Below are 20,293 nucleotides of genomic sequence, written 5' to 3'. Positions count from 1 at the left end.
CGGACTGCGCGTGTGCCAGATACAGCGCCCGCCCCCTATCGTATTCCCTAGGAGCGCCATATTGCCGTTGGCGGCGGTAATTTCGCCATATAGTATACCGTCCATCTCGACAATGGACTGCCGCGTGGCAGCAAGGGGATGTGGTGATGCATACGGACGTCATTCTCAATGCCTCGCATTGGGTTTACCTGCTCAGCGTGGCGGCGATCATCCTGACGATGATCCTGCGGGCCAATGTCGTGGTGCCGTCCGTGATCGGCACCTTTCTGGTGATCCTTGCCATCACGGGCAGCCCGATCAGCGCACTGATCGGGATCTTTTCGGCCAGCTTCGTCGCGGCGAAGGAATTGTTCAACATCTTCCTCGTCATCACGTTCATGACCGCGCTGCTCAATGCGCTGAAGTCCATCCAGGCCGACGTACGCATGGTGCAACCGATGCGGCGGATCATGCGCGGCGGCCACGTCTCGTACTTCATCATCGCGGCCTGCACGTATGTGATCTCGCTGTTCTTCTGGCCCACCCCAGCGGTACCGCTGGTGTCCGCCATCCTGCTGCCGGCGGCGATCGCGGCCGGCTTGCCGCCGCTGGCCGGCGCCATGGCCATCGCGATCGCAGGCCAGGGCATGGCCTTGTCGTCGGATTACGTTATCGGCGTCGCGCCCGGGATCAGCGCCAAGGCCGCGGGGGCGGCAGTCAGCGCAGCCACCGTGGCGGACCGGGCGCTCGTGCTGTCGCTGATTACCGGCGGCATCGCGCTGGTGGTCGCGTACTTCATGATCCGCCGCCATATCGTGCCGGGCAGCGCCGCTTTGCTCGGCGCCTGGCAGGCGCGGGCGCAGGACGGCTCGCTGGCGGCGATCGAATCGGAAGGCAGCTTCGACAAGGCGGAGATCGCGCGCGGCACCAGTTATGACGAGCCGCCGGCCACGCCGCCGCGCACCGCGGCCACGCCCGAGGAAGCGCGCCGCATCCGGTGGTCGCGCGCTTTTGCCGTGATTACGCCGCTGGCCTTCCTGGGCGTGATCGCGATCATGGTCCTGCCGCGCGTATGGCCCGGCCTGCCGGCGCTGCGCGGCGGCGACGCGGCGGCCTTGGTGGGTGGCGTGGCGGTGGCGCTGATGATGCTGGTGACGCTGGCGGCCGAAGGGCCGCGCCGGATGCTGGACGTCTGTCCCGATCACATTACCGACGGCTTCGTGTTCGCCTTCAAGGCCATGGGCTCGGTGCTACCCATCGCGGGCTTCTTCTTCATCGGCGCCCACGATACGGCGGCCCAGATCCTGGGCATGGATAGCGCCCAGGCGCCGGGGCTGCTTTTCGAGATCATCGCTTCGGCGCAGCAGCTGATTCCCTCCAATCATTTCCTGGTGGCCTTCGGCGTCCTGATCGTCGGCATGGTGACCGGCATCGACGGTTCCGGCTTTGCCGGGCTGCCCTTGACCGGCACGCTGTCCGGCGCGCTTGGGCCCGTCGTGGGTATCGACCCCGCCACCCTGGCCGCCGTCGGCCAGATGGGCGCGGTATGGACCGGCGGCGGCACCCTGATCGCCTGGTCGTCGTTGATCGCCGTGGCGGGCTTTGCCCGTGTGCATGTCCTGGAAATGGTGCGCGCGCTCCTGCTGCCGGTGGTGCTCGCGCTGTTCATCTCCACGATCTGCGCGATCCTCATCTGGCAGTGAGCGAGGCGGGGCGCCGGCGCCGTGCGCGTATTCCCTAGGACACGCGCACGTGCACACAACAGATTAAAGTATACAATGTGCAATACGCCCCGATGCCTGCATTGCCAGGCCGGCCGTCCCTCTCTCATCCAAAGGCGCCGTCCGTGGAAGACCTGAAAAATCGCGAATTCACGAATTACATCGCCGGCAAATGGTCGCCCTGCGAGAGCGGGCGTACCGTGCCCAATATCAATCCGGCCAACACCGACGACATCGTCGGGAATTTCCCGGCGTCCGAAGCGGCCGACGCCCACGCCGCGGTGGCCGCGGCGCAAGAGGCATTCGCCCAGTGGAAGGCCATGCCCATCAGCCGGCGAGCCCAGGTGCTGTACCGCGCGGCGGACTACCTGGAAGCGCATGTGGCCCAGTTCGCGGAAGAGCTGACGCGCGAAGAAGGCAAGGCGATCAGCCTGAGCCGCGACGAAATCCTGCGTTCCGCGCAGACGCTGCGCTTCTATGCGGCCGAAGGACAGTCCTTCACCGGCGAGACCTTTCCCAACGATGATCCCGACATGGTCGTCTACAGCCAGCTGGAGCCCCTGGGCGTGGTGACGGTGATTTCGCCGTGGAACTTCCCGGTTTCCATCCCCGCGCGCAAGATCGCCCCCGCCTTGATCATGGGCAATACCGTGGTGTTCAAGCCGTCGTCGGACGCGCCGCTCAGCGGCTACCGCCTGACCGAGGCCTTCGTCGAGGCCGGCATCCCGGACGGCGTGCTGAACTTCCTCGCAGGATCCGCGTCCGCGGTGGGCGCCGCCATTACGCAGGCGCCACAGGTCAAGGCGATCTCCTTTACCGGTTCCACCGCCGCGGGAGAACACATCCACCGCTCGGTCGGGATCACGACCCGGACCCAGATGGAGCTTGGCGGCAAGAATCCCCTGATCGTGCTGGCCGACGCGGACCTGGACAAGGCGGTCGACCTGACCATCAAGGGCGGATTCTCGTTGACGGGGCAGGCCTGCACCGGCACCAGCCGCGTGCTGGTGGACCGTCGCGTCAAGGCCGCGTATACCGACAAGCTGCTGGCCCGGGTGAAGACGATGAAGATAGGCAGCGGCCTGGAGCCGGGCTGCGACCTGGGGCCGCTCGCCACGGCGCGCCAGCTGGACAATGTACTGTCGTATATCGCGGTGGGCAAAAGCGAGGCCACGCACCTGTATGGCGGCGAGCGCCTGCAGGATGGCGCGCTGGCCAAGGGCTACTACGTCTCGCCCGCCATCTTCACCGATGTGACGCAGCAAATGCGCATTGCCCGCGAAGAGATCTTCGGCCCGGTCATCGCCATTATCGAGGTGGACGGCTATGAAGACGCCATCGCCCAGGCCAACGACACGGAATACGGCTTGTCGGCCGCCATCGCGACCACTAATGCCGGCCATGCGCACCGATTCGCCAAGGACATCCAGGCCGGCACCGTCAAGATCAACCGCACCACCACCGGCAACCTCATCAATGCGCCGTTCGGCGGATTGAAGCGGTCCAGCACATCCACCTTCCGCGAATCCGGCCGGGTAGGTCTGGAGTTCTACACCCAGATCAAGACGGTGTATCGCGCCGGCTAGGGCGCGGGCCGCGTCAGTTCTCCCATTGGACTACATACAGGCAGGACCAAGGCATGAAACAGGTATACAGGCTCGAGCTGGAAGAGGCACGCGCGATGATCGCGGCCGCGATCGCCAAGTCGCGTGACATCGGCGTACTGGAAACCGTGTGTGTCGTGGACGACGGCGGCTATCCCATCGCCATGGAGCGGATGAACGGCGCACGCATCACCGGGCCGCAGATCGCCTGGAACAAGGCGTTTACCGCCGCGGGCCACAAGCGCTCCACGCATCTGTTCAACACGCCGCCCAATGGCCCCGCGCTGCCGGGCAACGAAGCCTTCGGCATTCAATGGAGCTTCGACGGCAAGTTCGCGGTGTTCGTCGGCGGTTTTCCGATCGTGGTGAATGACGAAGTCGTCGGCGGGGTCGGCCTGAGCGGCGGCAACGGCGAGCAGGACACCGCGGCGGGCGTGGCGGCCCTGCAGGCGCTGGCGGATCTGCTGGCGGACAAAGGCATGAAGGTGGTGGTCGCCGCCGACATCAAGAAATAGCTTTCTGGAGGCCGCCATGGCCCATCGCGTCATCCTGCTCGAATCCGCGCACGCCTTCACGGTGGAGGAGGGCGAGTCCATCCTAGATGCGGCCGGCCGCGCCGGCGTGGCGATGCCGCATGAATGCACCTTCGGCGGCTGCGGCACATGCCGGGTCAAGCTGATGGAGGGCACCGTCGGGTACGAGGAATTCCCCCTCGCCCTGAGCGAAGCCGAGCATGCGCAGGGCTATGCACTGGCCTGCCAGGCCAGGCCGCTGTCCGACCTGGTCGTGGCCATTCCGGCGCGCGGGCCCCTGCTTGCCGAGCCGGTGCGCGCCACGGCATCCCTGGCGCGCATTCATCAGCCCTGCAACGACGTGGTCCATGTGACCCTGGCGCTGCCGGAGGGCAGTCTTCCGGAATACCGGCCCGGCCAGTATATGAACGTCCTGTTGCCCGATGGCAGTGCGCGCAGTTTCTCCATGGCGTCGCCACCGCGCGCCAACGGTACGGAAATCGAGCTTCATATCCGCCGCATACCGGGCGGCCGCTTTACCGATACCGTGCTGGCCCAGGCGGCGCCCGGCATGCCGCTGCACATCGAGGCGCCGCTGGGCACCTTCTGCTACCACCCGGAGGACTACCGGCCGTTGCTGATGGTGGCGACCGGCACTGGGCTGGCGCCCATCAAGGCCATCCTGGAATCCCTCCTGGACGATCCCGATTGTCCGCCCGTCAGGCTTTACTGGGGGATGCGCACGGAGGCGGACTTGTATATGCGGGACGTCATCGAAAGCTGGAAGGACCGCCTGTATGAATTCGAATTCGTGCCCGTGCTGTCGCGGGCCGGTCCCTCATGGCAAGGACGGCGCGGCCATGTGCAGGACGCGGTCGCGCAAGACTACGACGACTTGTCCGAACACGCGATCTACGTTTGCGGGTCCCCGGACATGGTCGCCGAGGCCAAGGCGGTTTTCGCCACCTTGGGCGCCAGCATGGACCATATCTACGCGGATAGCTTCACCTTCCAGCAAGCCGTCACGGCAGGCTGATTCGGTCTTGCCTGTCCTTATCCGTCCTATTGTTCCTGCATGCCGGCGCGCTTCATGAGCTCGCCGTAGCTGCGGACCTCTGTATCGATACGGGTCTGCATGGCCTGCGGCGTGCCGCCCACCGGCTCGGCTCCGATGGGCAGCAATACCTTGCGCACTTCCGGGTCGGCCAGGTCCTTGTCGATCTGCGCGCTCAGCTTGTCGACGATCGCTCGCGGCGTGCCCGCGGGCGCCATCACGCCAAACCATGAGGCAATATCGAAGCCCTTCAGGCCCGCCTCGGAAAGCGTCGGCACGTCGGGCAGCACGCTGGAGCGCGCGGACGTGGCCACCGCCAATGCCTTCAGCTTGCCGGCCTTGACGTAGGGCAGGCAGGACGACACGGTATCGAACATCATCGTGACCCGCCCGCCCATCAGGTCCGTCAATGCCGGCGCGCTGCCCTTGTAGGGGATGTGCATGATGTCCGTACCGGTCATGCTCTTGAATTGCTCGCCGATCAGGTTGTGCGCCGTGCCGGCGCCGTTGGATGCGTAGGTCAGTTTGCCGGGGTTGGCCTTGGCGTACGCGATCAGTTCCTGGACGTTGGACACGGGCAGGTCCGGGCGTACCACCAGTACGTTGGGCACGATGGCCACCACCGATACCGGCGCCAGGTCCTTGCGCAGGTCGTAGGGCAGTTGCTTGTAGTAGGTGGCGGCGATGGTGTGGTGCACGGCGGCCATCAGGAGCGTATAGCCGTCCGGACGCGCCTTTGCCACGACGTCCGCGCCGATGGTCGCTCCCGCGCCGGGACGGTTCTCGATGATGACCGGTTGGCCCCAGGCCATGGTCAGGCGTTGGCCCACGGTGCGGGCCAGGATGTCCGTGGTGCCGCCCGCCGGGAAGGGCACGATAAGGCGGATCGGCTTGTCGGGATAGGACGGCGCCGCCGTGGCGGCACCGGCCAGGCACAGGGCCGCCGCGGCGGCCCATGCACGCAGGATGTCAGGCATCGTTGTCTCCTCTAGGGTGGGGGCGGACCGGTATTTATGGTTTTCCGGCCTTGGGCGATGGCGCCGTGCGTCAAGCCGCTTCGGCCAACGCCGTGAGCACGGCCCGGGTGACCTCGGCCGTGGTGGCGTTGCCGCCCAGGTCGGGGGTAAAGACGCGCGCCGCGGTGACGCTTTCGATGGCCTTCATCAGCCGTGCCGCCGCGTCCGGTTCGCCCAGGTGGTCCAGCATCATCGCGGCGGTCCAGAACGTGGCGATGGGGTTGGCGATTCCCTTGCCCGTGATGTCGAAGGCAGAGCCATGGATGGGCTCGAACATGGACGGAAAGGTGCGCTCGGGGTTCAGGTTGGCCGTCGGTGCGATGCCCAGGCTGCCCGACAGGGCGGCCGCCAGGTCCGACAGGATGTCGGCATGCAGGTTGGTCGCAACGACCACGTCCAGGGTGGCGGGCTTGAGCACCATGCGCGTGGTGACCGCGTCCACCAGTTCCCGGTCCGTCGTGACATCCGGGAAGTCCCGCGCCACTTCGTAGAAGATCTCGTCCCACATCACCATGCCGAAGCGCTGCGCATTCGACTTGGTCACCAGGGTCAGGTGGCGGCGTGGCCGGCTGCGCGCCAGCGCGAACGCGAAGCGGTGGATGCGCTCCACGCCCGCACGGGTAAACACGGCGGTTTCGGTGCCCACTTCTATCGGCAGGCCGCGATGCGCGCGGCCGCCGTTGCCGGCGTATTCGCCCTCGGAGTTCTCGCGGATGATGACCCAGTCGATGTCCTTGCCGTCGGCCAGCGGGCTGCGTACGCCCGGCAGCACGCGCGCGGGCCGCACATTGGCGTATTGGTCGAAGCCCTGCGCGATGGGCAGGCGCAGTCCCCACAGGGAGACATGGTCGGGCACTTCACGCGCGCCCACGGCGCCGAAAAAAATGGCGTCGAACTGCTTGAGCCGCGCCAGGCCATCGGGTGGAATGTAATAACCGTGTTCCAGGTAGTACGCCGAACTCCAGGGGAAATGCTCGATGCGAAGCCCGAAATTCCCGTCGGCGGACGCAAGCGCTTGCAGGACTTCCAGCCCGGCCGCGATGACCTCCGAGCCGATGCCGTCTCCCGGTATGGCGGCGATGCTGTATTGGCGCATGATGGCTCCTCTGCTGATTTGCACGGGCCAAATATGGGCTCGGACGCCGCTGGGCAAACGCGGCATAATTCAAACCGCTTTTTCCTACAGGTTAATAATGGGTCATTCCAACGAACTGGTCCTCCTGGTGGAGCTGGTCAAGGCGGGCAGCCTGACCGGCGCGGCCCGCGAGATGGCCGTGACCACGGCGGCAGTCAGCAAGCGCCTGCGGCAGCTGGAAGCCCGCCTGGGGGTGCGCCTGCTCAATCGAACCACGCGGCGGATCAGCCTGACCGCGGAAGGGGAGCTTTACCTCGAGCATGCCCGCCGCATCCTGGGCGAGATCGAAGAGCTGGATGAACTGGTGGCGAGCAGCGGCGTGCGCCCGCTGGGCTTGCTGAAGGTGAATGCGCCCTTGGGCTTTGGCCGTACCTATATCGCGCCCGTCATCGCGGCGTTTTCGCAGGCGCATCCGGAAACGGCCGTGCAGCTGCATTTGAGCGACACGCCCGCCAGCTTCGTGGAGGACGCCTTCGACGTCTGCATACGCTTCGGTGAAATGCCGGACACGCGGCTGATCGCACGCAGGATCGCGCCGAATCGGCGCCTGGTGTGCGCGTCACCGGGTTATCTGAAGGCCCATGGCATACCGAAGACGCCGCGCGACCTGTTGCGCCATCAATGCATCGTCCTGCGCCAGAATGAATCGGCGTATGGCGTCTGGCGCTTTGCCAAGGGCCGCGAGATACAGACGGTGAAGGTCAAGGGTAGCTTGAGCAGCAACGACGGCGAAGTGACCTTGACCTGGGCCATGGCCGGCCTGGGCATTCTGCAGCGCGCGGAATGGGATCTTGCCCGCTACTTGCGTAGCGGGCGCTTGCAGCTGGTGCTGGAGGATTATCGGCTGCCGCCCGCCGACATCTATGCGGTTTTTCCGACACGCCACCATCTATCGGCCAAGGTGCGCGTGTTCGTGGATTTCCTGGTCGCGGCGTTTCAATCGAAACGCCGTGCGGCCGCGGGTGGTAAGGGCATCTGGTAGCCCCTGCCTACCCTTTCCGCGCCAGGGTGTGGAACTACACCTTGGTGCGGGCGGCCACCGACAGGGTATTGAGCTGGCCGTGCCGGTATTGCAGCCACGCCGCCGGCTCATGGATCAGTTCGTCACGGATGCCTCGCATATGGCGCTGGATGTCCTCGCGTCCCTTCAAGCGTTTTTGCAGGGTTGCCCTTGCCGTGTCGCCCAGGCGGCCCAGTGCATCCGCGTAGTAGTCCAGTTCGCTCTGCTGCGGGGGCGCCTGGACGTGCACGTCGGCCAGCAGGTCCAGGGCGGTTACCAACTTTTCCGGGTGGCGTGGCTGCTGCAGGGCGGCCAGGACTTCGTTCAGGGCTGCCGCGCCGCGGCGAATGTGCGCCTCCCTATCCAGTCGTGTCTCAAGCATCCGGTAGAACGCCTTCACACCGGTGTCCTGTCCCGTCGACACATGCGGATCGTTGCGCGCCGCCGTTAGGCTGGCGCGAAGCTGGCCCAGCTGGTCCGGGCTCAGACGGCTGAGTGCCTCCTGGACCAGTACACCCTGAAAGGTCGTGCCCTTGGACCGCCCCAGCTTGTCCGCCAGCTTATCGTTGACGGACTGCAGCGCTTGGACGTGGGTGGCATCAAGGCGACCTCCGGCGATCAGTTGCAGTACCGCCTTGTTGATCTCGGTCTTGGCGGCGTCCCGCGTGGTGGCCTTGCGTCGGAATGTCGACGCGACGCTCTGGCGCAGCCGTCGGAACGTCGATCCCAAGGTGGCGGGTGGCGTGATGCGCGCCGGAAACACGGAAGCATCCGCGCCGCTTTGTGGGACGGGTTGGCCCGCGGGCGCGAAGGCGTTCGTGCCGGCGTGCAGCGTTGCCCGGCTGGCGGCGCGCAGGTGCTCGATGAAACCCAGCATCTGGCGGTGCATGGTGGGATCGGTTTCGAATTCCCCCAGGTGACGTAGCGTGAAATCGTTGAAGTTGATCGTGGCGGCATCAACGGCGCCGTCCGTGCCCAGCATCCGGGCCAGCGCGTCTTGCTGGTCCGGCGCCAGCCGTTCGACCAGCTCCTTCAGGCGCTGGCTGCGCGGCGTGCCGATGTCCCCTGCCAACAGGTCGCCCTGCCACATTTCACGCAGTGCCGCGTCCAGGCGCTGATGCTGGCCGTTACGGGCCGCCTCCAGCGCCGCCGCGACTTGACCGTCCCATGACGCGGCGCGCGCATGTTCGCGGCTCAATTCAGCCAACAGGCCCAGCAGCGCCGATGCCACGTTCGATTGTCGGCGGGCCTGTGCCCCATCGGCCGTTTGGGGCGGCTTGTCCGTACCCAACAGCTTGCCGGCGTCGTGCAGGATTTGGTCGCCCAGGCCGTCGTCACGATCATTCAGGCGTGCCAATTGGCACAGTGCTTCGAGGGACAGGCTGTGCAGCAGGGGCGTCATTACACGCTTGACCAGATCCTTTTCCACGGCCTCGTAGCCTTCGGCCTCGGCACGCTGGGCCAGGGCGGCCAGCATGATGGCGGCGTTTTTCTGCGACGCGGCGCCATTGGGATCGCGGGACAGCGCGATCGCGGCCTTGTAGAAACCCATGGCGCGCTGATGCAGGACGTCCTTGGAATGGCGTTGTGCGCGCGCAATGTTTTGCAGCGGTCGGGCGCCGGTATAGCGGGTTGTTTTTCGGGATGCTTCCGGCGTGCGCGGCGCGGCTTGGGTCACGGCGTCCCGCAGGGCGTGGAGGGCGGCCTCGACATCCGGATGCTGCTCGGCGCGGGCGATGACGGCGGCCTGCTGGCGCACAGGGGGCGGGGATACCGGCACCTCGGCGGGCGCGCGCTTGGTCCGCACCGCTGGAACGGGCCGGGGCGGGGCGGTTGCACGTTGCTGCGTAATGGCGGCAGCCGGTGGTTGACCGGTTTCATCCAGGAGCGGCCGGGCACTCTGGCGAGACGGGAGCACTACGGCATAGCCCACGGAGGACGCATCGTCGAATGGATTCCGATCGTATGAGTCTACCGACCTTGCGTCGTCGGCCGGATTCGCGCCGGCCCGACGCAGGGAATCGGCATCCACCAGCGGCGTAAGGCTGTGCGAACGCGCGCGGGACAAGGCGTTGAACTCAGGCGGTCGGCCCGCGGGCGAGATCGGCGCAGCGGTGTCGCGCATGCGATCGAGGTCGTCCGCCCGGGATCCAAAGAGAGAGCCTTTGGACGAGGTCGGGGGCAGGCCGGAATCCGGCGTGGGGGGGGTGGACTCCGTGCGGCTGCGATTGGCCCCGGTCGCCACTTGCTGGCCGGCTACAAGCGTGAGCTTTCGTGGGGGCATACCGGGCTTGGGCGATATGGCGGCGCGGCCGCTATCGCCGATGTCCTGCGGCTCGAAGCTGTGATCGCCAAGCTTCCCGGTGGGTGGAGGGGTATTCGCGGTTTCTTGGTCGACGTTGGGATAGGCGGTCGCGGCCACGGCCGCGGTTTGGGGCACTGTCATGTTCGAGGGCTCCGAATGTTGCTGGATTCCGGCGCCGCCGAAGCGGTGTGGCCGGGGTGAAGCCATGATGGGATCACCCGGATCGGTTACGTCTGCCACTGCGTGGGTTCGTGCCTTGGGGTCTCGGATAAGGACGATTTACGCGTAATCAATGAAACTCATGATGGCATGCCGTCCCTCGCGTGCCGATGTGCCCGGGGCGCGGGCTGCGCGCGCGGCCCATCCGGAGGGCGTGCGCGCACAGCCGGCGGTATATTCGGCGCCATCGCCTCCATCCAAAAGTCTCCGATGCCGCACGCCCGTGATGCCGAAGAAAAGACCCACCCGCGCGATCGCGATCATCGCGGCCACGCCGCCGCGGGCCGTCCCGGCCACGGTCACCCCGGCCGCAGCCACCCGGGCCATGGAGATTCCGGACACAGTCATGCGGCCGGCGCCACCGACGAGCGCCGGTTGGCCTGGGCGCTGCTGATCATCGTGCTATTCATGGTCGTCGAGGTCGTCGGCGGCGTGGTGTCGGGTTCGCTGGCCCTGCTGGCGGATGCGGGTCATATGGTCAGCGATGCGGCCGCGCTGGGTTTCAGCCTGGTCGCATTGCGGGTCGGCCGGCGTGCGGCGACGCCCCGCATGTCCTATGGATATCGACGCCTGGAAATCCTGGCCGCGTTCGTCAATGGGCTGGCCCTGTTCGCCATCGCGATCTGGATCGCGGTGGAAGCCGTCCAGCGCTTCTGGAGTCCTGTCGATGTCATGGCCGGCACCATGCTGGCCATCGCGATCGCCGGGCTGGCGGCCAATATCGTGGCCTTCCTCGTCTTGACGGGCGGCACCCAGGGCAATCTGAATATGCGCAGCGCACTGCTGCACGTGCTGGGCGACATGCTGGGATCCGTGGCCGCGATCGTGGCCGCGGTAGTCATCATGCTGACCGACTGGACGCCGATCGACCCGATACTGTCGATTTTCGTGGCCCTGATCGTATTGAGAAGCGCCTGGCGGCTGGTCCGGTCCACCGGCCACATCCTGCTGGAAGGGGCGCCGCCGGGCCTGGAGCCGGATGCAATCAAGGCCGATCTGGAGCAGAATGTCGCGGTGGTGCGCGTGGCGCACCATATCCATGCCTGGTCGATCACAGCGGAGCAGCATATGCTGACCTTGCATGTCGTTCCCGAAGAGGGCGTCGCCGCGCGCGACGTCATCCAGGCGGTACGGCAGCGGGTCGCGCAGCGCTTCGATATCTCCCATGTGACGGTGCAGGTCGAGGATCCTGACCACTGCAATGAGAACGCGGCAGGCGCGCACGATTGCGACGGCCCCGCGTCTGGACAAGGACGTTCATGAGCGGAATACGTATCGGTATCGCGGGCTTCGGCGCCATCGGACAATCGGTGGCCAAATCGGTGGATGTGGGCGCGGTGCCCGGCATGACCCTGGCCGCCATCGCGGTACGCGATCCATCCCGGCACGCCTCCGCCTCCTGGCAAGGCAAGCCGCCGGTAGTCACCACGCTGGACGGCCTGGAGCCGCTGTGCGATGTCGTCGTCGAATGCGCGCCGGCGGCGGTCTTCGCGGACGCCATCGGGCCCATGCTGCGCGCGGGCAAGAAGGCCGTGGTGCTCAGTTCGGGCGCCTTGCTGTCCCATCCGGAACTGATCGACGCGGCGCGCGCGAGCGGCGGGCAGATCGTGATTCCGTCGGGGGCCATCCTCGGCCTGGATGCCCTGACCGCGGCCGCGGAAGGCAAGATCCATTCGGTGACCATGATCACCCGCAAGCCCGTGCGGGGCCTGCTCGGCGCGCCCTATCTGGCGGCCAACAACATCGATATTTCCGATATCACCGAACCCACGCTGATCTTCCGCGGTTCCCCGCGCGAGGCGGCCATCGGTTTTCCCGCCAACCTGAACGTCGCGGTCAGCGTCTCGCTGGCCGGTATCGGGCCGGACAAGACCACGCTGGAAATCTGGGCCGATCCGACGCTGCAACGCAACCTCCACCGCGTGGAGGTCGATTCCGACGCGGCGACGTTTTCGATGGAAATCCAGAATATCCCGTCGGAGAACCCCAAGACCGGGCGCATCACCGCCCAAAGCGTGTTGGCGGCGCTACGCAAGCTGACCGCGCCGTTGCGCCTGGGAACCTGATCGTCGCCGCGGCGGGCCTATGCCGGCCAGACGCCGGAGGCCCCGCGGCGGTGGCTGCCGACAAGGTGGGTATCGATTATCCCCGTGGCTTCCATGAGCGCGTGCATGGTCGTGGGACCGACGAAAGCGAAGCCGCGCTTGCGCAAGGCCTTGCTCAGCGCAATGGAGGCTTCCGATATCGTCGGGATCTCCGTCAGGGTGCGTGGGGCTGGCGTTTGCGCCGGCTGGAAGGACCAGATGAAATCCACCAGCCCGCCGTCATCCCGCAGCCTGATCGTGGCGGCCGCATTGTTGATGGTCGCCAGTATCTTGGCCCGATTACGCACGATGCCCGCGTCGGCCAGCAGCCGCTCGACGTCGGCGGCGGTGTAGGCCGCCACCTTGTCCGGATCGAAGCGATGGAAGGCCGCACGGAAGGCCTCCCGCTTGCGCAGGATCGTCGCCCAGGACAAGCCCGACTGGAAGCCTTCCAGCACCAGCCGCTCGAACATCCCGTGCTCGTCGCGCACCGGCATGCCCCACTCGGTGTCGTAGTAGGCCTGCAGCAGGGGATCCACCGCGGCCCACGGCGGGCGGGCCAGGCCGTCCACGCCCACGGTCAGGCCGCTGTCGGCCGCGATCGCCTTGGACGATGGCCGTTTCGCCGCGGGGGTTTCCCCCTTTTTACGAACCGTGCGGTTTACGCGTTGATCCATTACATCGGATGTGCGTCAGCGTTGGCGTAATTGCGCTGCATGCCGGCCGTCGGGAACGCGTTGTTCAACATCGCGGTGCGCAGATGCTCGGCATCCATGAAGTCGGCGTGCCGGCGATTGGAATGCAACAGCACCATGACGACAGGCCGGTTCTCGATGGTGGCCTGCATCACCAGGCAGATGCCCGCTTCGTTGATGAAGCCCGTCTTCTGCACGCCGATATCCCAATCCGGCTTGCCCAACAGGATATTGGTGCTGTGGTAATCCAGCACGCCCTTGCCCGTGTTCACCGTATAGTTCTGGTCGGTCGAATACAAGCGGATCATGGGGTAGTGCGCGGCGGCTTCCACCATCTTCACCAGATCGCGCGCGGTCGATACGTTGTACTTCGACAGCCCTGCGGGGTTCTCGAAATGCGTGTTGGTCATGCCCAGCGCCTGTGCCTTCTGGTTCATCGCCGCGATGAATGCGGGCCGCCCACCGGGGTAGTAGCGTGACAGTGCCGCGGCCGCGCGGTTTTCCGAGGCCATCAGGGCGATGTGCAGCATGTCTTCGCGCGACAGGACCGCGCCGACCCGCAGGCGCGACCCGGTGTGCTTTTCGAAGTCCTGGTCTTCGTCCGTGACGCGGATCGGTTCGGCCAGCGACGCCCCGGAATCCAGCACCACCATCGCCGTCATCAGCTTGGTGATCGACGCAATGGGCACGATGTCGTCAGCGTTCTTGTCCACCAGCGGCAAGCCGGTACTCTCGTCCACCATATACGCGACTTCGGAACGCAGCGTGCTGCCGTCGGGCGAATACGGGCGGGTGGCGTAGGGGTCTAGCTCCAGCGCGGTGCGCGTTGCCACGGCGGCGTGCGTCGCACCGTGGTGGCGCGGCGCCGACGTAGCGCGCGAGCGCGAGCGATAGATGATCTTGCTGGTTTTCTTGTTGGCGGCGGCCTTCTTGGCACCGGCCTTCTTGGCGGTCTGCGGCGTATCGGCCGTGCCGGCATGTGCCGCCGTGGGCAGCGCCACGAAGGTCGCGGCGGCGCCGCCCAGTATCAGGCCGGTCGACACGCGGCGCACGAGCGCGCGCAATGGGAAAAAGAAATCAGGCATGGTCGGGTAAAAGAGGCCATGGGTAGAGAACGCCATGCGGCGGCGCGATACCGCGCGCCGCCAAGAGCGTCCTCTTGATGTTGTGGGAACGGAAAACCTCCATCGCCGCCCGGCTCTTCGCGATCTTTCCGAAGGCACGGCTGCTCATGGCCTTTCCGCTTGAAGGAATTGTTCGATCTCGGCGCGCTCTTCGCGCGTGACATGCGCGCGCAACGCGGCCAGCACCAGCGCCTTGCCGGAACCGGAGAAGACTTTCTGGATAACGTCTTTCAACAGCTTGCTTTGCAGCGCGTTCTGGGTCTGCATCGGCGCGTAGACGTGCGACCGTTCGCTTTCATCGCGCTTGAGCAGACCCTTGGCATGCATGATCTGCATCTGACGCAGAACCGTGGCATAGGTCAGATCCGGCCGTTCCGCCTGCATGGCCTGGTGCGCCTGTTTCACGGTCGCGGGGCCGAGCGCCCATAGCGCCTGCAACACATGGAGTTCGGCGGGGGTAGGCTTGGCGGAAGGGGCGGTACCGGTCACTGGGCAAAGGGCGCTAGAACAAAATTGCCGCGTAGAATACTTTTTCTAGAAAGAAATGTCTACTTGAGCGGGGGCGGCTAAGCCATTTAGGCGGGGTCTACGGACGCAATGGTTCCCGTCAGGACGGCCTTCTAGCCCTGGAGCACGCCTGACCTCATGGGGCACGTATCGTTCGCGGCCAATGTGGCCGTGTGATGAGGAGCTTACCCATGGCTGTTACGTCCATCTCCCATTCCGTGGTGCCTCGTTTCGAGGAACCCGGCGTCCGGCCTGCGCTTCATAATGACGATGGTGTGAACGGACAAATCAATGCATTTGCCGCGTACAAGCCGCCGGAGACTGTTTCGGACGCGGCTGCGCGCCTACCCCGCGATTCACGCCCACGAATGTGGTCGGGCACGCCGACATCGCGCCTGGCCGCAAGAGCGATCCGGGCCCGATGTTCCCGTGGCAGGATCTGCATCGGGCGGGTGTGGGCGCCTGGTATGAAGAGGATGTAAAGGCCCGGTATTTGGCCCAATACACCGACACGCCACTGCCGCAGGAAGAGGCGCTGAAGCAATTCCGCAAATACGGCTATGACACAAGTGCGGTGGGAGGTCCGGCGGGATTCAAGGACCTGGTACGCGCGTTTCAACTGCACTTCCGGCCGGGGAACTAGGATGGGGCGCTGGATGTGGAAACGGCGGCCATATTGTCCGCGGTGGTCGAGAAGTATGCCTGAGGCAGCGCTGTCGGGCCGCATGGATAAGCGGCCACGGCCGGCATATGGAACCCCGTATGGAAGCCAGCAGGAACATTCTGCTGGACACGGGCGGCCAGGCGCTGGGGGCGAAGTTCAGGCGTAAGTGCCTGATGCACCAATGAAAATGCCCAGCTTTTGGGGCTGGGCATCGAATCGATGGTGGCCTGGGGCGGAATCGAACCACCGACACAAGGATTTTCAATCCTCTGCTCTACCGACTGAGCTACCAGGCCAACCGAAGCCCGCAACTATACACAATTTTTCGGGGTCGTGCTCGGCAGCACGTACCGGTCGGTAGCGAAGCGCTATAATTCCACGCATTCCAGATACCAGCCGCTACCTCCGCGGATGGTGGCTGGCCACTATCCCGGCCTGCGATCCGGCGCAGGCGATGGCACATGTCGGTCGACGTTCTTACTTTTGGCTTGAATCACACGTCCGCGCCCGTTTCCGTGCGCGAACGCGTGTCCATGCCCGTCGATCTGCTGCGTCCGGCCCTGGACGGATTGCGCGCGGCCTTTGGCGGCGCGGTGCGCGAAGCCGCCATCCTGTCCACCTGTAATCGCACGGAAGTCTATTGCGCGGCCGAACCCCATGTGGCCGAGCATCTGCCGGCCTGGCTGGCGGACGTCAACCAGGTACAGGCTATCGACCTGCAGCCGCATCTTTACCATCATCAGCAGGACGGCGCGGTGCGCCATGCCTTCCGCGTCGCCAGCGGGCTGGATTCCATGGTCCTGGGCGAGCCCCAGATCCTGGGCCAGATGAAGGACGCGGTGCGCGTCGCCGACGAGGCCGGTTCGCTGGGCACCTTGCTGCACCAGCTCTTCCAGCGCACCTTCTCCGTGGCGAAGGAAGTGAGGTCGACCACCGACATCGGCGCGCATTCGGTCTCCATGGCCGCGGCCGCGGTGCGCCTGGCCGAGCGAGTGTTCGGTGACTTGGGCGACGCGCGCACGCTGTTCATCGGCGCGGGCGAGATGATCGAACTCTGCGCTACCCATTTCGCCGCGCAGCGGCCGCGGGAAATGGTCGTGGCCAACCGAACCGCGGAGCGCGCCGAAGCCCTGGCCAATCGTTTCTCGGCGGGGACGATGCGCCTGGCCGACCTGATCGAGCGCCTGCACGAATTCGACGTGATCGTCTCCTGTACGGCCAGCTCGCTGCCCATCCTCGGCCTGGGGATGGTGGAGCGCGCCACCAAGCAACGCCGCCACCGCCCCATGGTCATGATCGACCTGGCGGTGCCGCGCGACATCGAGCCCGAGGTCGGCCGCCTGGACGACGTCTACCTGTATTCCGTGGACGATCTGGGGCGGCTGGTGCAAAGCGGCACGGACGCGCGCCGGGCCGCGATGGTCCAGGCCGAGGCCATCATCGAAACCCGGGTCCGCAATTTCATGCAGTGGATGGCCTCGCGCGCCATCGTGCCCGTGCTGCAGGACCTGCAGCAAGGCGCCGATGCGATCCGCGCGGCCGAACTGGAGCGCGCCCGCCGCCTGCTGGCGCGGGGCGAATCGCCGGACGCCGTGTTGGAACAGCTGGCCCACGGCCTGACGCAAAAGTACCTGCACGGCCCCCTGGCCGCGCTGAATCGCAGCGAAGGCGCCGATCGCGAGCAACTGCTGGCCATGGTCCCGCGCCTGTTCCCCGGCCGCGACACGCGGCGTTAGCGACGCTCTGCCATCATCGCCATGCCGCGCCCTCGCGCGGACCCGGCGTGCATACGCGTTCGCTGCTTCCTTTTTCCCTTGTTTTGAGTGCTTATGAAATCTTCCATGCGTGACCGGCTGGAGCAATTGTCCCGACGGCTGGTCGAGGTGGATGCCTTGCTGTCCGAGCCCGACACCGCGACGGATATGGACCGCTTCCGCAAACTGTCGCGCGAGCGCGCCGAACTCGAGCCGGTGGTGACGGCCTTCGCCTCCTATCGCGGCGCCGAGGACGACCTGGCGACAGCCCAGGAGATGCTCTCCGATCCGGATATGAAAAGCATGGCGGAAGAAGAGCTCAAGACCGGCAAGGTGAAGCTGGAGGACCTGGACGGCGCGCTGCAGCGCCTGCTGCTGCCGCGCGACCCCGACGACGCCCGTAGCGTGTTCCTCGAAATCCGCGCCGGCACGGGGGGCGATGAAAGCGCGCTGTTCTCCGGCGACCTGCTGCGCATGTATTCGCGCTATGCCGAACGCCAGGGATGGCGCGTGGAGTTGATGTCCGAAAGCCCGTCCGAACTGGGCGGCTACAAGGAAGTCATCGTCCGCATCGAAGGCGACGGCGTGTATGGGCGGCTGAAGTTCGAGTCCGGCGCACACCGGGTGCAGCGGGTGCCCGCCACCGAAGCGCAGGGCCGCATCCATACGTCGGCGTGCACGGTGGCGGTCATGCCCGAAGCCGACGCGATGGGCGAAATCGTCATCAACCCGGGCGACCTGCGCATCGACACCTTCCGCGCCAGCGGCGCCGGCGGGCAGCACATCAACAAGACCGATTCCGCGGTGCGCATCACCCATATCCCGACCGGGCTGGTGGTGGAATGCCAGGACGACCGTTCCCAGCACCGCAACAAGGACAAGGCCATGCAGGTGCTGGCGGCGCGCCTGAAGGACAAGCAGCAGCGCGAAAGGCAGAGCAAGGAAGCCGCCGAACGCAAGAGCCTGGTGGGCAGCGGCGACCGTTCGGAACGTATCCGTACCTATAACTTTCCCCAGGGCCGGCTGACCGACCATCGCATCAACCTGACGCTGTACAAGCTGCAGCAGATCATGGAGGGCGACCTGGACGAACTGACCGGCGCGCTGATCGCCGAGCACCAGGCCGAGCAACTGGCGGCCTTGGGCGCAGAGGTCTGAGTGGCCTGCGCCAAGGACATCCTGTTCGCGTCGGGCCTGCCGCGGCTGGAGGCGCGCATGCTGCTGGAGCACGTGCTGGAAAAGCCGCGCGCCTGGATCCTGGCGCACGACGCCGATCCCTTGCCGGCCCAGGCCGTACGCGCATTCACCGTGCTGGCGGCCCGGCGCGCCGCCGGCGAGCCCATGGCCTATCTGATCGGCGAGCGGGAATTCATGGGGCGTATGTTCAAGGTCAGTCCGGATGTGCTGATCCCGCGACCGGAAACGGAACTGCTGGTCGAGGCGGCGCTGGAATGGCTGGCCGGTTTCGAATCGCTGTCGGTGCTGGACCTGGGCACGGGCAGCGGCGCGATCGCGATTTCGATCGCCCTGGCGCGGCCGGATGTGGCAGTGCTGGCGACGGACCGCAGCATGAAGGCCCTGAAGGTGGCGGCGGAAAACGCGGTCCGCCTAAGCGCCCATCTGCATTTTGCCGGCGGCAACTGGTATGGCGCCTTGACGGCCAGCCAGAAATTCGACGTGATCGTGTCGAACCCCCCTTATATCTCCGAACACGATCCCCATCTGGAACAGGGCGATCTGCGTTTCGAGCCGCGCCTGGCCTTGACGGACGAAGCCGACGGCCTGGATGCCCTGCGCGCCATCATCGCCGGTGCGCCCGCCCATCTGAAACCGGGCGGCGTGCTATGGGTGGAGCATGGCTGGGACCAGGCCGAGGCGGTACGCGGCCTGCTGGCCGAGGCCGGGCTGCGCGGGGTGGACAGCCGGCGCGACCTGGCCGGCATAGAAAGGATTTCGGGCGGGTATCTGTGAAATGCCGCAGATACCTATAATTGAAAGAATCACCTCTTTGTGAGTGCATCATGAGCGACGTTCAACAATTCATCCGCGATACCGTGACGCAGCATCCGGTCGTGCTTTTCATGAAGGGCACGGCACAGTTCCCGCAATGCGGCTTTTCCGGCAAGGCCATCCAGCTGCTGAAGAGCTGTGGCGTGAAGAAGCTGGTCACCGTCAATGTGCTGGACGACGACGAAGTCCGCCAGGGCATCAAGGAATTCTCCAACTGGCCGACCGTCCCGCAGCTGTACGTGCGCGGCGAGTTCGTCGGCGGATCGGACATCATGGGCCAGATGCATGAAAGCGGCGAACTGAAAACGCTGCTGGACGACGCCGGGGCCACTGCATGACGATGGCCGTGCGCCGGCTGGTGGTCGGCGTGACGGGCGCGACAGGGTCGCTGTATGCCATACGGCTGCTGCAGGCCCTGCGCGATGTGCCCGACGTGGAAACCCATCTGGTCGTGTCCGCCGCTGGCGTCCTGAACGTCAAGCACGAACTCGACATGACACGCGAGCAGGTGCAAGCGCTGGCGGACCACGTATACAGCGTGCGCGACATCGGCGCGACACTGGCCAGCGGGGCGTTTGCCACGGCGGGCATGGTGATCGTGCCGTGCTCGATGCGTACCCTGGCGGCCGTGGCCCATGGGCTGTCGGACAACCTCATCACCCGCGCCGCGGACGTGACGCTGAAGGAGCGCCGCCGCCTGGTGATGATGGTGCGCGAGACGCCTTACAACCTGGCACACCTGCGCAATATGACCGCGGTAACGGAAATGGGCGGCATCGTGTTTCCGCCGCTGCCCGCGTTCTATTTCCGGCCGGCGTCGATCGAGGAAATGGTCGACCAAACCATCGCCCGCGTCCTGGGCATGTTCGATATCCACGTGCCCGGTCCCACCTGGACCGGGTCGGCCTGA

The 20,293-nt window shown here is 65.9% G+C and carries 20 protein-coding genes and 1 tRNA gene; 13 read left to right on the top strand and 8 right to left on the bottom strand.

The window, feature by feature from the left end; all coding sequences use genetic code 11:
• Positions 1-146: 146 nt before the first annotated feature.
• The 4 genes from AKI39_RS22840 (at position 147) to AKI39_RS22825 (ending at position 4,852) form a co-directional block, all read left to right on the top strand.
• Positions 147-1,682, top strand: coding sequence for a hypothetical protein (locus tag AKI39_RS22840; RefSeq protein WP_066641228.1), 1,536 nt, complete (start codon positions 147-149; stop codon positions 1,680-1,682).
• A gap of 143 nt (positions 1,683-1,825) precedes the next feature.
• Positions 1,826-3,286: an aldehyde dehydrogenase family protein gene (locus AKI39_RS22835; protein ID WP_066641227.1), complete on the top strand. Its 1,461-nt coding sequence runs from the start codon at positions 1,826-1,828 to the stop codon at positions 3,284-3,286.
• A 53-nt stretch (positions 3,287-3,339) separates the two neighbouring features.
• Positions 3,340-3,819 carry a GlcG/HbpS family heme-binding protein gene (locus AKI39_RS22830; RefSeq protein ID WP_066641225.1) on the top strand — a complete coding sequence of 160 codons (480 nt, stop codon included), beginning with the start codon at positions 3,340-3,342 and terminating at the stop codon, positions 3,817-3,819.
• Positions 3,820-3,835: 16 nt separating this feature from the next.
• Positions 3,836-4,852, top strand: a complete 1,017-nt coding sequence (locus tag AKI39_RS22825; RefSeq protein ID WP_066641223.1) for a 2Fe-2S iron-sulfur cluster-binding protein — start codon at positions 3,836-3,838, stop codon at positions 4,850-4,852.
• Positions 4,853-4,878: 26 nt separating this feature from the next.
• Here the strand turns inward: AKI39_RS22825 and AKI39_RS22820 are convergent, their stop codons facing one another.
• Both AKI39_RS22820 and AKI39_RS22815 read right to left on the bottom strand, forming a co-directional pair.
• Positions 4,879-5,847, bottom strand: coding sequence for a tripartite tricarboxylate transporter substrate binding protein (locus AKI39_RS22820; RefSeq protein ID WP_066641221.1), 969 nt, complete (start codon positions 5,845-5,847; stop codon positions 4,879-4,881).
• A gap of 70 nt (positions 5,848-5,917) precedes the next feature.
• The gene (locus AKI39_RS22815; RefSeq protein WP_066641219.1) at positions 5,918-6,982 is read right to left on the bottom strand and encodes a tartrate dehydrogenase; all 1,065 of its coding nucleotides are present in this window, start codon (positions 6,980-6,982) and stop codon (positions 5,918-5,920) included.
• 97 nt (positions 6,983-7,079) lie between these two features.
• Here AKI39_RS22815 and AKI39_RS22810 point away from each other — a divergent pair, with 97 nt between their 5' ends.
• Positions 7,080-8,003: a LysR family transcriptional regulator gene (locus tag AKI39_RS22810; protein ID WP_066641217.1), complete on the top strand. Its 924-nt coding sequence runs from the start codon at positions 7,080-7,082 to the stop codon at positions 8,001-8,003.
• Between the two features lie 34 nt (positions 8,004-8,037).
• Here AKI39_RS22810 and AKI39_RS22805 read toward each other — a convergent pair whose 3' ends face one another.
• Entirely contained in the window at positions 8,038-9,828 is a 1,791-nt protein-coding gene (locus tag AKI39_RS22805) for a hypothetical protein (RefSeq protein WP_145925357.1), read from the bottom strand.
• Positions 9,829-10,755: 927 nt separating this feature from the next.
• On the opposite strand from AKI39_RS22805, the gene AKI39_RS22795 reads away from it, so the two are divergent.
• The gene (locus tag AKI39_RS22795) at positions 10,756-11,808 is read left to right on the top strand and encodes a cation diffusion facilitator family transporter (protein ID WP_083229006.1); all 1,053 of its coding nucleotides are present in this window, start codon (positions 10,756-10,758) and stop codon (positions 11,806-11,808) included.
• Complete coding sequence (locus AKI39_RS22790) at positions 11,805-12,611, top strand: aspartate dehydrogenase (protein WP_066641213.1); 807 nt, start codon at positions 11,805-11,807, stop codon at positions 12,609-12,611. The genes AKI39_RS22795 and AKI39_RS22790 overlap by 4 nt, the downstream gene beginning before the upstream one ends.
• Positions 12,612-12,628: 17 nt before the next feature.
• On the opposite strand, the gene AKI39_RS22785 is transcribed toward AKI39_RS22790, so the two are convergent.
• The 4 genes from AKI39_RS22785 to AKI39_RS22775 are packed head-to-tail and all read right to left on the bottom strand — an operon-like array spanning position 12,629 to position 14,889.
• Positions 12,629-13,306: a DNA-3-methyladenine glycosylase I gene (locus AKI39_RS22785; RefSeq protein ID WP_076879739.1), complete on the bottom strand. Its 678-nt coding sequence runs from the start codon at positions 13,304-13,306 to the stop codon at positions 12,629-12,631.
• Positions 13,306-14,409 carry a serine hydrolase gene (locus AKI39_RS22780; protein WP_066641212.1) on the bottom strand — a complete coding sequence of 368 codons (1,104 nt, stop codon included), beginning with the start codon at positions 14,407-14,409 and terminating at the stop codon, positions 13,306-13,308. The genes AKI39_RS22785 and AKI39_RS22780 overlap by 1 nt, the downstream gene beginning before the upstream one ends.
• Positions 14,402-14,557, bottom strand: coding sequence for a hypothetical protein (locus AKI39_RS25805; RefSeq protein WP_158515205.1), 156 nt, complete (start codon positions 14,555-14,557; stop codon positions 14,402-14,404). Before AKI39_RS25805 ends, AKI39_RS22780 begins: the two co-directional genes overlap by 8 nt.
• Complete coding sequence (locus tag AKI39_RS22775; RefSeq protein WP_066641210.1) at positions 14,554-14,889, bottom strand: BlaI/MecI/CopY family transcriptional regulator; 336 nt, start codon at positions 14,887-14,889, stop codon at positions 14,554-14,556. Before AKI39_RS22775 ends, AKI39_RS25805 begins: the two co-directional genes overlap by 4 nt.
• Before the next feature lie 487 nt (positions 14,890-15,376).
• On the opposite strand from AKI39_RS22775, the gene AKI39_RS22770 reads away from it, so the two are divergent.
• Positions 15,377-15,598: a hypothetical protein gene (locus AKI39_RS22770; protein WP_145925356.1), complete on the top strand. Its 222-nt coding sequence runs from the start codon at positions 15,377-15,379 to the stop codon at positions 15,596-15,598.
• A 241-nt stretch (positions 15,599-15,839) separates the two neighbouring features.
• Here AKI39_RS22770 and AKI39_RS22765 read toward each other — a convergent pair.
• Positions 15,840-15,915, bottom strand: a tRNA-Phe gene (locus tag AKI39_RS22765).
• A gap of 165 nt (positions 15,916-16,080) precedes the next feature.
• Here AKI39_RS22765 and hemA point away from each other — a divergent pair.
• The 5 genes from hemA (at position 16,081) to AKI39_RS22740 (ending at position 20,293) form a co-directional block, all read left to right on the top strand.
• Positions 16,081-17,355 carry a glutamyl-tRNA reductase gene (gene hemA / locus AKI39_RS22760; RefSeq protein WP_066641204.1) on the top strand — a complete coding sequence of 425 codons (1,275 nt, stop codon included), beginning with the start codon at positions 16,081-16,083 and terminating at the stop codon, positions 17,353-17,355.
• 93 nt (positions 17,356-17,448) lie between these two features.
• Positions 17,449-18,531 carry a peptide chain release factor 1 gene (prfA, locus tag AKI39_RS22755; RefSeq protein ID WP_066641202.1) on the top strand — a complete coding sequence of 361 codons (1,083 nt, stop codon included), beginning with the start codon at positions 17,449-17,451 and terminating at the stop codon, positions 18,529-18,531.
• Positions 18,532-19,344, top strand: coding sequence for a peptide chain release factor N(5)-glutamine methyltransferase (gene prmC / locus AKI39_RS22750; protein WP_076879737.1), 813 nt, complete (start codon positions 18,532-18,534; stop codon positions 19,342-19,344).
• Positions 19,345-19,394: 50 nt separating this feature from the next.
• Positions 19,395-19,721 carry a Grx4 family monothiol glutaredoxin gene (gene grxD, locus AKI39_RS22745; RefSeq protein ID WP_066641200.1) on the top strand — a complete coding sequence of 109 codons (327 nt, stop codon included), beginning with the start codon at positions 19,395-19,397 and terminating at the stop codon, positions 19,719-19,721.
• An 8-nt stretch (positions 19,722-19,729) separates the two neighbouring features.
• The gene (locus AKI39_RS22740) at positions 19,730-20,293 is read left to right on the top strand and encodes a UbiX family flavin prenyltransferase (protein WP_066643639.1); all 564 of its coding nucleotides are present in this window, start codon (positions 19,730-19,732) and stop codon (positions 20,291-20,293) included.

The sequence above is a fragment of the Bordetella sp. H567 genome (assembly GCF_001704295.1).
Classification (GTDB): domain Bacteria; phylum Pseudomonadota; class Gammaproteobacteria; order Burkholderiales; family Burkholderiaceae_B; genus Bordetella_C.
The sequence above is the reverse complement of the archived record's forward strand: the minus strand, read 5'-3'. Positions and strand labels throughout refer to the sequence as shown.